Genomic DNA, 13,716 nt, shown 5'->3' on the forward strand with positions numbered 1-13,716 from the left:
GAGCCAGCCCTCGTGGATGAGCGTCGAGACTCCGTACTGGTCGATCATCTGAGCGCGTCGGCCTTCGTCCTGTACGCCCACTGCCCACATGAAAGCGGCCATCAGCGATACCCCGACACCGGGGGTGAGTGGCCACCCGGACCAGGTGTCGCGCCGCACGACGGGCATCGACTTGTTTTTCGAGCAGTGATCGAGAATGGCTGTGATCTGGGTCAGCGGATCCTCGTCCTCGCGGTGATGGGGATTGAAGACGTTGGGGAACCGCCGTGTGAAACGTCGGCTCTCGTGCGAGCCCTGCCAGGCCGCGCAGAGAAACAGTAGTCCGAGGCCGTCGTGCTGGGCGACAACGAGATCGCTCGACGGGCGAAGGTCGTTGCGTTGAACGATGGCTCGACCTTCGGTGATCACTTTGCCGTCGAGATCACGCCCGCGAAGGCTGATGGTGTGGCCGGCGTCCTTCAGGTGTGCGTTCCACCAATCCAGGTCGACGGTGGCTTCGTCGTCGAGGACGTGCAGTGGAAAGGTGCGGGAGCGGCACCACTCGACCAATGCGTCCGGCGGTTCGAATCCTTCGTCGACACGATTCATGGCGCGATGATCCCACGAGTCGCCGACAGTAATTCGTGCGACGCGCAGTCCACCGGGATGGAACCGGACACTCGCGGTACGCTCCGCTCATGAAATTCGCGTCCTCGCAGGTGCGGTCGGCGCTGTGGACGGTAGCCATCGCTTTGGCGGCCACGAGTCTGAGCGGATGTATCGGTGCCGTCGATCGGATGGATTTCGACAATCAGATGCGCGAACGTGGCGGTGGGATGACGTCGGAGTTGGTGCGAGGCGGGTTCGACAGCCTCGCACATAGATACGGCGTCGACGCGGTATCGGTGACCAGCATCGACATCAGCCCGATCGAGACGCTCGGAGTCACCGTTCGAGACCCCGGGAAGCCGACCCAGCTCGACAGATTCTCTTTCGACGGAGTCATTCTCGGCGAGCCGAGCCCCGTGCAAGTCAGTGTCACCGACGATCTCGATGCACGATCGTTCACGCTGGATCAAGTGCCGGCATTGACGAACCTCGAGAAGTTGGTCGACGACGCGCTGGAGAACAGCGGTGTCGACGACGGCGAAGTCACCGGGATCTCGGTCAGTCGCACCGAGGCGATTCGCGCATCCGTGATGGTGGAATCTCCACGCTCGCGGGCGCTGGTGGTCTTCGAGCCTGACGGAACTCCCTTCCTGGTGCACCCGCTGTGAGCCGCCATATCTCTCCGTTGCTGATCTCCGTAGTGGTGATCGTGGTCGTGGGAATCTTTGCTGCACTACTGTCTTCGGTGATCTGGCCAGGACAGGTCGCTCATTTGGCGCCGATTTTCTGTGAAGCTCCCACATCGAGCGCGATGGTCGTCTCGGATACCTTTTCCGACGGCGACGGTACGTCCACCAATTTCACGCTGTATTGCGTCGGACCGCGCGGTCAGACCGTTGATGCCGGGTGGCTGCTGCCGTTCTTGGTGCTGTGGGGCGTGTATTCGCTGGTGCTTGCGATAGTGGTCGGCGTGGTCGGGGTCAACCGGCGTAGGCGCCCAAACGACTGACCCGATCAGCGTGGGAGGACAACCACTTCGGCGACGGCATCGTCTTCCGCGTGTGGCGGAACGAGTGCAAACGCGGAGCGCCCGATCAACCCCGCCAGGTGTGCGGTACGTACAGACGGTTCGGCGCGCCAGCGACCGTCGGCGGATTGTGTGACCGGCAGTAGGCGTACCGCATCGGAAGTCACCGCAGCGGCGTTCTCGATGATGCCGAGCAGTGGCGGTGGGGTGTCGCTTCCCGTCAAGGCGGCCACGACGGTGGGCAGCATCGTCAACAGGGTGGTCACTGCGGCGTACGGGTTGCCGGGGAGGCCGAGAACCACCCGACCACTGGGCAGGACAGCCGTTATCTGAGATCCGCCCGGGCGCGAGGCGACTCGCCCGACAATCGTGCGAGCGCCGAGTCGATCGAGCGCACTGCGCATTTCGTCGGCAGCGCCGCCGCCCGTGGCACCAATGACAACAAGCAGGTCCTGTTCAGTCGCATCCGCCAGTACACGCTCGAAACTGTCGGCCGTGTCCCTCAGGTGCGAATCCGCCACGCACCGTACGCCGTTGCTTTCCAGTAGGTAGGGGAGAATCCCACCGACGGAGTCGCGGGTCTGACCTTCACGCAGTGGACCGGTCCGCCGGATCTCGTCGCCGGTGACTGTCACGCGTGCCCGTACCGGACCACGGACGAGGGCGTCGAACACTTCACCGCTGGCAGCTGCGGAGACCACCGCCGGAGTCACCGCGGTACCAGTCGGGGCGATCGTGAATCCGGTGGTCCAATCTTCCCCTCGTGGTCGAGCGTCGTTGCGGTGCGGCGCATCCGGCAGTCTCCGTACCATCCGAGATGGCTCGTCGACGGACAGATACTCGTCACGAATCACCGAGGTGGCGCCGAGGGGCAGGTGTGCTCCCGTGGCAATGCGAATCGCTTCGCCTTCACCGAGTTCGAGTTGCCCGTCGGCGCCCGCGATACGGATCTCGGTGCGGATTCGCCAGGGACCCTCGCCGGAGACGGCGTACCCGTCCATCGCCGAGACATCGGATCGAGGAAGATCACCCAGGGCGACGAGAGGCTGCGCGAGCGTTGCTCCGAGACTGTCGGCGAGGGCGGCCCGGTGTGGTGACAATGCTGTCAGTGAGTTCCTGACGGCGGCGCGGGCTTGCTCGATTGTCAGGCGCGGATGGTTTCGCGCGCGGTCGATGTCCGCCGGTGTGTCGCAGTCAGTGGTGCCAGTGACACGCAGCGTCGAGAACGGTTCGGTGACAATCGCTTTCATAGGTTGATTCTCCAACCCCGAACTCTCCCGCAATGTGGACAGGCGTTGCCGGAGCTCGCGAAATGTCCACGCGGAGAGCAGGAATTGGGTTCGGTTGTTCTCGTCCACGGCACACGTCACCGGACTGTCCGTCGACGTGGCAGCTATCAAAGCGTCGACTGATACGGCCTCGATGTGCGGCAGATCGGACGCCAGGACCACCACCACGGCGTCGTCGGGTAACCGGGTCGCAGACAATCCGGCCCAGATCGCCTCGACAGGGCCGGCTCCGGCCGGAGTTTCCTGAGTTTGAGTGATGCCAGGATCAAGTTCAGGGCGATGTGGACCGACCACGACGACGGCGTCCAGATGCGCCGTCGCTGAAAGCGCGATGTCGAGGAGCCTGCGGCCGTGAACGAGCAGGCCGGGTTTGTCGACACCACCCATTCGGGTCCCGCGACCACCCGCCAGAATGAGGGCGGCGGTCGGCGGCGTGACGGTCATACCTCCATGCTGCCCCATCGCCCGCGTCACGACGACCGGTGACACGTGAATCAGAAGTGATACCGAGCTTTCTTCAGGTCGATCCGACCGTCCTTGATCGGCACGCCTTCGAGTTCGAGCTTGGCGATCTGACGATGAGCCAGGTGCGCCGACGGTTTGCCGGAGGCGCCGAGAACCCGATGCCACGGCAGGTCGGCAGAGTCCGTTCGCATGATCCAACCGACCGTGCGAGCACTGGAAAGTCCTGCAGCATCAGCGATATCGCCGTATGTCGCCACGAAACCGGCCGGAATCGACGCGATGAGGCGCCGTACCTCTTCGATCTGCTCTTCGGTGGTGGCTGCCATGTCGGTTCCTTCAGAGCATGCTGCGAACGAGGGCGGCGACTTCGTCGGCCCGTACGTGCGGGACCATGTGGTCACAGTCGAATTCGACACCGGTCAGATTTTCACCGAGGTGCTCGGTGAGTGCTGCCCGGAGCTCGGCGGTGACGTACGGCGGTTGGACCTTCATCGCCTGAACCAGCACGGTGGGCATTGACGACGGAGGCAGCACGATCGGGCGAGCGAGTTCGCCCCACCCGGTCACGATCGCGGGCGTGGACAGGCGCCAGTTGACGCGTCCGTTGCCCAGTTCGATCAGGTGTTCAGCCATCTCGACGTCGAGGTCCTGGGTGGGAACCTCACCCCACGAGCCGTGAATCTTCTCGGAGTATGCCTCTGCCGCATCGGTGTAATCCGGTGAGCCGATTGTGAGTTCGGCCACTTCCTGCATGAAAGTCGGATCCAACCCGATCGCCGGGTCGAGCAGGACGAGCCCACGAATGCGTTCCGGTGCGGTGGCCGCGAGGTGCAGCGCCAGCATTCCGCCGAAAGAATGCGCGACGATCACCACCGGTCCGGTGGCATGTTCGTCGAGCGTCTCCAGCAGGCTCGCCACGTGGGATTCGATGTTCCACGGAGGAGCCCAGGTGGAACGCCCGTGACCGCGTAGATCCGGCGAGATCCAGCGCGCTTCGGGCAGTTGGTTCTCGGCCATCGACTGCCAACGTCGGCCGTGACCGGTCAGACCGTGCAGCGAAAGGATCTCCGGTGCCCCGACGGGTCCGTAGAGATACGTATGGAGTGCAGACACGAGGTCAATCATGCCGGATGCAGGCGATGTGTGAGTTGTCGGTGCGCTCTGGTGGAATGCCTGGGTGAGTGAGACGGCAACACGCAGCAAGGTCACCATTCCGCGGGCGCGGTTGGTGCACCGAACTGCGCCGTCTCCGATACCCCGAACGTGGGACGAAGGCACGGCCCGGCTGTTCGCGCCGCCGTCCGAGGATCCGTTCCAACTCGCGTTCGGCCCTGTTTCATTCGGCTCGGGGGCCGCCTGGAGTCCCTGGCAGGTACTCGGCAGCCCCGGAACCGGCAAGACGTCCCTTCTGGTGGATCTGGCAGTGCAGAAGATCTCCGGTGGCGAAGATCCTGAATCGGTCCTGGTGCTCACCCAGTCGCGCCGGGCAGCGACGCAGGTCCGCGAGCAGATCACGGCCGGGTTGCTCGGGTACGAACAAGAACGCGGACCGCAGGCAACTCGTGAGCCGTTGGTCCGCACCGTTCACTCGTACGCCTTTGCCGTACTCCGGCTTCAAGCCGCAGCGCACGGCAACGCGCCGCCACGCCTGATCACCGGCGCCGAGCAGGACTCGGTGCTCCGAGAGATGTTGCGCGGCGACATCGAAGACGGTGCGCTCCGGTGGCCGGAGCGCCTGCGACCCGCATTGGGTTTGAACGGCTTTGCCGTCGAACTTCGAGATCTGATGTTGCGAGCGAACGAGCGCGGACTCGGCCCCGAAGATCTGGTCAAGCTCGGCAAGAAGCGTGGACGTCCGGAGTGGGTGGCGGCCGGGCGGTTCGCCGAGGCCTACGAGCAAGGCGTGCTGCTGCGCGGCAGTGTCGGTGTCGAGGCTCCGGAGGCGACGGCGCCGGCGCTCGACGCGGCCGAGTTGATCGGTGCGGCATTGACCGCGTTCGCCACCGATCCCGAATTGCTTCGCTCCGAGCGCGCTCGGATCCGGCACCTACTCGTCGACGACGCACAACATCTGGATCCGCAGGCGGCGCAGCTGGTTCGGCTGATCGGAACCGCAACTGCGGGCACGGTCATCGCCGGTGATCCCGATCAGTCGGTCTTCGGGTTCCGCGGTGCGGATTCGGCGTTCCTACTCGGACTCGCCGAGCGCGGAGACGAGCGCCAGATCGTCCTGCCCACCACGTTTCGCAACAACGCCGACGTCGCGTCGATCGCGGCCAAGATCGCTGCGCGGCTGCCCGGCAACCTCGCTCATCGCATCGCGGTTCCATCCGATCTCACCGATGAGGACCCGGGGCGGGCGTCGGTGCGGGTTCTCGGTACGACGGCCAAAGAAGCGGCAGTCGTCGCAGATACCTTGCGCCGGGCGCATCTGCTGGACGGGATTGCTTGGTCCGACATGGCCGTCATCGTTCGGTCGGTCCCGCGCACTCTCGCCCCTCTCCGGCGAGCCCTGCTCGCGGCCGGGGTACCCGTCACGACCGCTGCCACCGAATTGCCGCTGGCCAGGCAACACGGAGTGTCCGGCCTGCTGCTGGTCCTTCGGGCGCTCGGCGGCGATCAGTTCACCGGCGACGACGCGCTTGCCCTGATGGCCGGTCCCATCGGCGGCGCCGAGCCGGTCACCCTGCGCCGGTTGCGTCGTGGCCTGCGCCGGGTCGAGTTGGCATCGGGAAGTGATCGGGACTCCTCGGAGTTGTTGCGGCTCATTCTGATCGACGAGGATCGTGCGCAGTCCAAGCGCCTCATGGGCAAGTTGACAGACGTCGAAGCTGCGGCACTCAATCGCGTGCTGTCGGTCCTTCGCAAGGCCCGAGTGCCTCTCGAGCGAGGTCTCGGGGTCGAAGAAGTTCTGTGGGCAGCATGGCAGGCGACGGGGCTGGAACGACGCTGGGCGGCTGCGTCGGCGCGCGGCGGACCTATCGGCTCACAGGCCGATCGAGACCTCGACGCAGTCGTCGCACTTTTCGACGCGGCCGCCAACTACGTCGACCGGTTGCCGCGTTCGCAACTCGCCGGTTTCGTCGACTACTTGACCAGCCAGGAGATACCGACCGACTCGCGGAGCCGATCGGTCATCACTCCCGACGCCGTCACCGTGGTCAGCGCTCACGCCGCGGCGGGTCGCGAATGGGCGGTCGTGGCGGTGGCGGGTGTGCAGGAGGGACTCTGGCCGAGTTTGCGGGCACGCGGATCGCTACTGCGTACAGAAGCGCTGATCGACCTGGTCAACGGAGTCTCCGACGGCAGTGACTCGGCTGCCGAACGACTCTCGCGAACCGCACCGCTTCTGGCCGAAGAACGCAGGTTGTTCCTGGTTGCCTGTAGCCGTGCTCGTCGCCGTCTGCTGATCACCGCAGTCGAATCGGCTTCGGGGGACACCGACTTGGTGCCTTCGCGGTTCGTGGACGAATTGATCCGTGGTGACGCGTACTCGGACGATCCGTCCTCCGATCTCGACGTCGTTGCACCCGAGACCGGGGATACCCGGGTTCTGTCGCTGCCTGCACTGGTCGCACAGCTTCGCAGCGTCGTGTGTGATCCCGACATCGCGCATTTCGACCCCGAGAAGCATTCCCGGGCCGCTCGCCAGTTGGCACGTCTGGCTGCTGCCGGGGTACGCGGCGCGCACCCGGATCAGTGGTACGGCACAGCCGAGCCGAGTACCGCTGCTCCCATGTGGCAGCCCGAGGACGGACCGGTTTCACTATCGCCGTCCACCATCGAGCTTCTCGAAACATGCCCTCTCCGATGGGTGTTCGAGCGTCATGGCGGCAGCGACGGAGACAACACTCATGCGATCGCCGGTACGCTGGTCCATACCTTGGTGCAGGCATTGGCCGGCCGGATTCCACCGGATCAGGTCGAGAAGGCACTCGAAAATGCCTGGGAATCCATCGATCTGGGATCGCAGTGGTACTCGCGCCGCGAACTCAATCGAACTCGGGAGATGCTGGCGACGTTCACCGCCTGGATGAACGCAACTCGCGGTGAACTGACCGAAGTCGGCGTCGAGGTCGCGGTCGAGGGGGTCCTCGAACCACGTGAGGAGGGAGCGCCTGCGGTCAAGCTTCGTGGCCGGATCGACCGGCTCGAGCGCGACACCGAAGGCCGTCCGGTGGTTGTCGACGTCAAGACTGCGCGAAACCCTGTCAGCAACGAGGCCGCGCAATCTCACGCGCAGTTGGCGGCGTACCAGGTCGCAGCGGCCGAAGGTGCGATTGCCGGCGAACCGGCCACACAACCCGGCGGTGCACGCCTGGTATTCGTGGCCAAGTCCAACAAGAAAGACGGTGCGGCGCAGCGAGTTCAGCCGCCGCTGACGGCCGAAGCCGTCGAGATGTGGCGAGACGTCATCCATAACGCAGCGGCAGCGACCCAAGGGCCGCAGTATCTGGCCAGGGTCAACGACGGATGTAGACATTGCCCGGTGCGCTCGAGTTGCCCGGCACACGACGAGGGACGACAGGTGAGTAACTAAGTGGCTGCCGCGACGCAGAAGGCACGCCGACCGAAGATCGATCCTGTCGACCTGGCGGTCGCGCTCGGTCAACACCCGCCGACGCCGGAACAGGCGGCAGTCATCGCCGCACCGCTCGGTCCGACATTGGTCGTCGCCGGTGCCGGTGCCGGTAAGACCGAGACGATGGCTGCTCGCGTCGTGTGGCTGGTGGCCAACGGCTTCGTCGATCCCGAGGCCGTTCTCGGATTGACCTTCACGCGCAAAGCGGCACAACAGCTCACGTCGCGAATCCGCAAGCGCTTGGCGCGACTGGCGGGTTCGGACGTTTTGCGGGCACTCGACCCGACCGGCGGAGTGCGTTCCCGGATTCTGGCCGGGGAACCCGAAGTCAGTACCTACCATGCTTACGCGGGACGGTTGCTGTCCGAGCACGGACTGCTGTTGCCGATCGAACCCTCGGCGACGCTGTTGTCCGAGACCGAACTGTGGCAGGTTGCGCACCGCGTCGTGAGCGGCTGGGACAGTGATCTGGACACCGACAAGAATCCGGGGTCCATCACCGAAACCGTTCTGGCCCTTGCCGGTCAGTTGGCGGAGCACCTGGTCGACCCCGAGCAGTTGCTCGAGGCTCACACCGAGTTGGACAAGCTGATTCACACTCTGCCCGCCGGTCCGAAACAGCGGGGTGGGCCGAGCAAAGAGCTGTTGAATTACCTTGATGTGCAACACAAACGCATCGAGCTACTGCCCCTCGTTGCCCGGCTGGGTGAGACGCTGCGGCGTGAAGGCGCATTGGATTTCGGCAGCCAGATGTCGCTGTCGGCCCGTGTCGCCTCCGAACATCCCGAGGTCGGGCAAACCGAGCGTGAGCGCTTTCGGGTAGTTCTTCTCGACGAGTACCAGGACACCGGTCACGCTCAGCGAGTGTTGTTGTCCTCGTTGTTCGGCGGGGGAGCCGACGGCCGGTTGGCGCTGACAGCCGTCGGCGATCCGATGCAGTCGATCTACGGTTGGCGAGGCGCGTCGGCGGCCAACCTGCCACGGTTTGCAACCGACTTCCCGCTTGCCAACGGAAAGCCGGCTCCGACGCTCGAACTGCTCACCAGTTGGCGTAACCCGCCGGAGGCTCTCGAATTGGCAAACCTGTCGTCGGCACCGTTGCGCCGACGCGGTGTGGCCGTCAGCACACTTCGTGCGCGGCCGGGAGCCGTCGCCGGAGACGTTCGACTGGCGCTGCTGGGAGACGTCGAACAGGAACGTCAGTGGGTTGCGGAGAAGATCGCCGAAGAATACGAGGCGGCACGTGCCGAAGACCGCCCGACGCCCACAGCAGCGGTGTTGATCCGCCGCAACGCCGATGCTGCCCCGCTGGCCGAGGCTTTGCGGTCCAAAGGTCTGCCGGTCGAAGTGGTCGGACTCGGTGGGCTCCTGCACACACCCGAGGTGGCGGACGTGATCGCCATGCTCCGAGTGGTCGCCGATCCGCTGGCGGGCAGCGCCGCCGTTCGGCTGCTCACCGGAGCGAGATGGCAGATCGGCGCGAAGGACCTCGCCGCACTCTCGCAACGCTCCCGCGAACTTGCCATCTCCGCCGGATACGGAACAGCGGGTGCGGTCACCGACGCCGAGGCGCTCACCTCGGCAGTTCAGGACGCGCTGCCGGGGGAGAACGCCGAGCAAGCAGGATTGGTCGATTCGATCTCCGATCCAGGCCCGGCAGAACGCTATTCAGCTCTCGGGTACACACGCATCAACGCGATAGCGGCAGAGTTGGCGTCGTTGCGCGAACGTATCGGCCAGCCGCTCACCGAACTGGTGGCGGAGGTCGAGCGGGTGCTCGGTATCGGAATCGAGGCAGGCGCGCGAACCCGAGTCGGTGTCGTCGGGACCGCGGGCCGCGAGCATCTCGACGCATTTGCCGACGTCGTCGCCAATTACGCGACGCGTCCAACAGCCAATCTGCCCGGGATGCTCGCATTCTTCGCGGCCGCCGAACAGATCGAAAAGGGCTTCACTCCGGGCGAAGTGGAGGTGGCGCCGGATCGCGTGCAGATCTTGACCGTGCACTCGGCGAAGGGGCTCGAATGGGAAGTAGTGGCGATCCCGCATGTCAGCGACGGGGTGTTCCCCTCGTCCACCGCGTCCGGATCGTGGCTCGGGGCGCTCGCCGAACTGCCACCGTCGTTGCGTGGTGACCGGGCGGTCGACGCGGATTCGGCCGACGGAGTTCCGGTGCTCGACCTTGAGGAGCTCTACAACCGCAAGGACCTCGAGAACGCGATCACGGCGCACAAGAAGGCTTTGTCCAACCGTCGACTGGACGAGGACCGGCGACTGTTCTACGTCGCGCTGACCAGAACCGAACGGGCGCTGTTCATCTCGGCGCATCACTGGGCGGAATCCGGTTCGGAACCGAAGGGGCCTTCGGAGTTCCTGGACGAGCTGCATCAGATGGTCACGGCCGAAAACGATGCCGGTGAAGAAGACTCACGCGGTGCGATCGGCGTCGTGGAGGAATGGGCGCCTGCACCGGAACCCGACACCGAGAACCCGTTGGCCTCCACACCCCGTACTGCGCAGTGGCCGCCCGACCCGCTGGGTGCGCGTCGCGGCGCGGTCGAGGCCGGAGCCGCGAGCGTCCTGTCCGCACTTGCATCGCTGCCGCAAGACAGCGAAGAGACGGAAGAACCGGAGGACGATCCGGAGAACTGGGCCTCGGACGTCGACGTTCTACTGGCCGAGCGCGAAGCCCGGGCAAACGCGCGTGCCGAAGTGATTCTCCCGGCGCAGCTTTCGGTGACTCAGCTCGTCGACCTCAAGGCAGATCCGGATGAACTCGCGGCACGGCTGCGTAGACCACTGCCGTACCCACCGAACCCGCTCGCGCGGCGCGGCACGGCTTTTCACGCCTGGATCGAGCGAAGGTTCGGTGCGACCCGACTGTTGGATCTCGACGAACTACCCGGCGCCGCGGATACCGGCGCGGGTCCCGAGACCGATCTGGTGAAACTTCAGGATGCGTTCCTGCGGTCCCCGTGGGCCAATCGCAGCCCGATCGAAGTGGAAGTTCCTTTCGAAACATCCATTGCCGGAACGGTTTTACGCGGTCGGATCGACGCTGTGTTCGCCGATCCCGACGGCGGATGGACGGTGATCGACTGGAAGACCGGTGCCGAACCGTCGGCCGCCAACGAGGACGCTGTTGTGATGCAGTTGGCCGCGTATCGGGTGGCCTGGGCCGAATTGATGTCGGCCAGAGCCCGTTCGGCGGGGCGCAACGAACAGTTTCCGGCCGACAAGGTGCGGGCGGCGTTTCACTACGTTCGATCGGGTCGCACCATCGCACCCGAGAACCTGCCGGACGGTGAGGCTCTCGCTCGCCTCATCCGAACGGCAGGCGCGCAAGATTAGCTTGCGTTTCGACGAGCCTTGAGTGCTTCGGTCACCAGCGGAACCTGCAGGGGAAGACGTGCGATCGAACCGATCTTCTGCGGTGTGGACGTCTTCGGGCTTCGGCACCAGTCGATCGCCATCTGGATGTTGGCGGGGAACACGGCGACAAAGAGCGCGGCGGCAAGGCCCGCGCCGAGCTTGCGGGTCTTCGGCACGGCCAAGGCAGCGCCGATCGCCAGTTCCGCGACGCCGGACACCTGGGTGTAGGTGCGGGCCTGTCCGGGAAGCTGGCGGGGAACGGTGCTGTCGAAGAAGGAAGGCGCCACGAAATGCATGGTGCCGGCGCCGAGAAGGAGGGCCGACAAACGAAGAGCGGCCGCTTGGCTGGGAGTGGACGTCGAACCGGTGAAAGGCATTTGCCCAGCCTGCCTCACGGTGGACCTTCTTGCCACTACCGGCGCCACGACCCGCGCGCTATTCGGCGCCCGAGTTCCGAAGTCGATCTTCGAGGGTTACGCTGCCTGCCGATGTCCGTGTAGGTATTTCGTAAGTTCGAGTGAGAGAGTCGATGTATGGCCGGTAAGCTCCGGGCGCGTTTGACCAGGTCGGAAGCATTGACCGATCAGCCTGACTTCGCCCTTGTCGGGGTGCTGCGCATTCCCCAGCTACAGACAAGTCCGGCGCGGGCCATCTACAAGCGAGTTCTCATCGCGTTGGGTGCTCTCGGCGCCGCCGTGTTGATCGTGTACATCGATCGCGCGGGATACCGGGACGCACAGGACAACGAGCTGTCGCTGCTCGACTGCATTTACTATGCGACGGTTTCGCTCTCGACCACCGGCTACGGCGATATCACTCCGTTCACGCCGTCGGCGCGCCTGGTCAACGTCCTGTTGATCACGCCACTTCGGATCTTCTTCTTGATCGTGTTGGTCGGAACCACACTTTCAGCTCTGACCGAGAGTTCGCGTCAGGCGTTCAAAATTCAGCGTTGGAGGCAGCACGTGCGTAATCACACCGTCGTCGTCGGATACGGGACCAAGGGGCGGACGGCAATCGAAGCAATGCTCGGTGACGGTGTACCGGCGTCGGAGATCGTGGTCGTGGACACCGATCAGACCGTCCTCGATTCGGCGGCGAGCAAGGGCCTGGTGACGGTGTTCGGTTCGGCGACGAAATCGGACGTACTTCGGTTGGCAGGTGCGCAGAATGCGTCGTCGATCATCGTGGCAACCAACCGTGACGACACCGCAGTGCTCGTGACGCTGACAGCCCGCGAAATCGCGCCGAAAGCCAAGATCGCCGCAGCCATCCGTGAAGCCGACAACGCGCATCTTCTGCGTCAGTCCGGCGCAGACTCCGTCGTCGTGTCCTCGGAGACGGCGGGTCGACTCCTCGGCATCGCGACCACGACGCCGACCGTCGTGGAGATGATCGAAGACCTGCTGACTCCGGAGGCCGGATTCGCGATTGCCGAGCGTGCCGTCGAGCGCGACGAGGTCGGCGGCTCTCCGCGTCATCTCTCCGACATCGTGCTCGGGGTCGTTCGTGACGGCCGTCTGGTTCGCGTCGGTTCACCCGAGGTGGACGCCGTCGAAGAGAACGATCGACTGCTCTACATTCGCCGCGTCACGAACTGAGTGTTACCGAGCTTCGTGCGCGCAGTAATGTCGTGAGCGTGAACGACTTCCAGCTGACCGAAACACCTCTGCTCTCACGCTCGAGCGTCGGCCGCGCCGAGGAATTGCGGTCGGACGCCGCTGCACTGACGACGGGTTGGGCGGACGCACTGCTCCTCCGTGTGAATTCACGGGGTCAGGTCAAGGTGTCGCCGGAAGGTCAATTGGTCTTCGCCGAGGCAACCGAGTTGGGGCCCGAACCGGTGCGCGGCGCGGTCTTCCTGGGAATTCGGGAGAATCGCCACGTCTGGGCGGTGCGGGTGTCGCTGCTGGCGGGCACTTTGTCTGAATTGCGGATGCTCGGCGGAACACTCGACGACGCGGACGCCGGTTTGTTGACCGGTGCCGTCGCGATTCTCAACTGGCACGACAGTGCCGGATTCAGCGCTATCGACGGCGCACCGAGTGAACCCACGATGTCCGGCTGGTCACGCATTTCCACGTCCACCGGCCACGAGGAGTTTCCCCGAACGGATCCGGCGGTCATCTGCCTGGTGCACGACGGCGGCGATCGAGTTCTACTCGCGCGTCAGCCGACCTGGCCGCAGCGCCGTTTCTCGATTCTCGCGGGATTCGTCGAGGCCGGGGAGTCACTCGAAACGTGTGTTGTCCGCGAGATCAAGGAAGAAGTCGGTATCGACGTGCACAGCGTTCGATACCTCGGGAGCCAGCCTTGGCCGTTCCCTCGCTCGGTGATGTTGGGCTTCGCCGCAATCGGCGACCCCGCCGCTCCGCTGCTGTTCGCGGACGGCG

At 64.9% G+C, this 13,716-nt stretch carries 11 protein-coding genes; 6 read left to right on the top strand and 5 right to left on the bottom strand.

Annotated elements, in window-relative coordinates; translation table 11 throughout:
- The coding region (locus tag ACYP01_RS07690; protein ID WP_459679207.1) for a hypothetical protein at positions 1 to 588 on the bottom strand (588 nt) is incomplete at its 3' end.
- An 89-nt stretch (positions 589 to 677) separates the two neighbouring features.
- On the opposite strand from ACYP01_RS07690, the gene ACYP01_RS07695 reads away from it, so the two are divergent.
- Positions 678 to 1,256 carry a hypothetical protein gene (locus tag ACYP01_RS07695; protein WP_042922177.1) on the top strand — a complete coding sequence of 193 codons (579 nt, stop codon included), beginning with the start codon at positions 678 to 680 and terminating at the stop codon, positions 1,254 to 1,256.
- A complete protein-coding gene (locus ACYP01_RS07700) occupies positions 1,253 to 1,597 on the top strand; it encodes a hypothetical protein (protein WP_283551780.1) in 345 nt (114 codons plus the stop codon). The genes ACYP01_RS07695 and ACYP01_RS07700 overlap by 4 nt, the downstream gene beginning before the upstream one ends.
- A gap of 5 nt (positions 1,598 to 1,602) precedes the next feature.
- Here the strand turns inward: ACYP01_RS07700 and ACYP01_RS07705 are convergent, their stop codons facing one another.
- The 3 genes from ACYP01_RS07705 to ACYP01_RS07715 are packed head-to-tail and all read right to left on the bottom strand — an operon-like array spanning position 1,603 to position 4,494.
- Complete coding sequence (locus tag ACYP01_RS07705; protein ID WP_050654920.1) at positions 1,603 to 3,348, bottom strand: NTP transferase domain-containing protein; 1,746 nt, start codon at positions 3,346 to 3,348, stop codon at positions 1,603 to 1,605.
- A gap of 50 nt (positions 3,349 to 3,398) precedes the next feature.
- Entirely contained in the window at positions 3,399 to 3,695 is a 297-nt protein-coding gene (locus ACYP01_RS07710; RefSeq protein WP_003942322.1) for an MGMT family protein, read from the bottom strand.
- A gap of 10 nt (positions 3,696 to 3,705) precedes the next feature.
- A complete protein-coding gene (locus ACYP01_RS07715; RefSeq protein ID WP_064074949.1) occupies positions 3,706 to 4,494 on the bottom strand; it encodes an alpha/beta hydrolase in 789 nt (262 codons plus the stop codon).
- A gap of 52 nt (positions 4,495 to 4,546) precedes the next feature.
- Here ACYP01_RS07715 and ACYP01_RS07720 point away from each other — a divergent pair, with 52 nt between their 5' ends.
- Positions 4,547 to 7,909, top strand: a complete 3,363-nt coding sequence (locus ACYP01_RS07720; protein ID WP_050654904.1) for an ATP-dependent helicase — start codon at positions 4,547 to 4,549, stop codon at positions 7,907 to 7,909.
- The gene (locus ACYP01_RS07725; RefSeq protein WP_459679213.1) at positions 7,910 to 11,302 is read left to right on the top strand and encodes an ATP-dependent helicase; all 3,393 of its coding nucleotides are present in this window, start codon (positions 7,910 to 7,912) and stop codon (positions 11,300 to 11,302) included.
- On the opposite strand, the gene ACYP01_RS07730 is transcribed toward ACYP01_RS07725, so the two are convergent.
- A complete protein-coding gene (locus ACYP01_RS07730) occupies positions 11,299 to 11,700 on the bottom strand; it encodes a DoxX family protein (protein ID WP_003942341.1) in 402 nt (133 codons plus the stop codon). The two genes, ACYP01_RS07725 and ACYP01_RS07730, sit on opposite strands and share 4 nt — an antisense overlap.
- Before the next feature lie 156 nt (positions 11,701 to 11,856).
- Here ACYP01_RS07730 and ACYP01_RS07735 point away from each other — a divergent pair, with 156 nt between their 5' ends.
- Positions 11,857 to 12,924 (top strand): potassium channel family protein, encoded by a 1,068-nt coding sequence (locus tag ACYP01_RS07735; protein ID WP_003942296.1) that lies wholly within the window; start codon positions 11,857 to 11,859, stop codon positions 12,922 to 12,924.
- Between the two features lie 38 nt (positions 12,925 to 12,962).
- On the top strand, positions 12,963 to 13,716 hold a 754-nt coding region (nudC, locus tag ACYP01_RS07740), incomplete at its 3' end, for an NAD(+) diphosphatase (RefSeq protein ID WP_459679218.1).

Source organism: Rhodococcus sp. no. 34, from assembly GCF_054589475.1.

What these genes read in the sequence shown, in the direction of transcription:
- ACYP01_RS07735 (WP_003942296.1), top strand. Translation starts at nt 11,857, where the DNA reads ATGGCCGGTAAGCTCCGGGCGCGTTTGACCAGGTCGGAAGCATTGACC.
- ACYP01_RS07705 (WP_050654920.1), bottom strand. Translation starts at nt 3,348, where the DNA reads ATGACCGTCACGCCGCCGACCGCCGCCCTCATTCTGGCGGGTGGTCGC.
- ACYP01_RS07695 (WP_042922177.1), top strand. Translation starts at nt 678, where the DNA reads ATGAAATTCGCGTCCTCGCAGGTGCGGTCGGCGCTGTGGACGGTAGCC.
- ACYP01_RS07715 (WP_064074949.1), bottom strand. Translation starts at nt 4,494, where the DNA reads ATGATTGACCTCGTGTCTGCACTCCATACGTATCTCTACGGACCCGTC.
- ACYP01_RS07730 (WP_003942341.1), bottom strand. Translation starts at nt 11,700, where the DNA reads ATGCCTTTCACCGGTTCGACGTCCACTCCCAGCCAAGCGGCCGCTCTT.
- ACYP01_RS07710 (WP_003942322.1), bottom strand. Translation starts at nt 3,695, where the DNA reads ATGGCAGCCACCACCGAAGAGCAGATCGAAGAGGTACGGCGCCTCATC.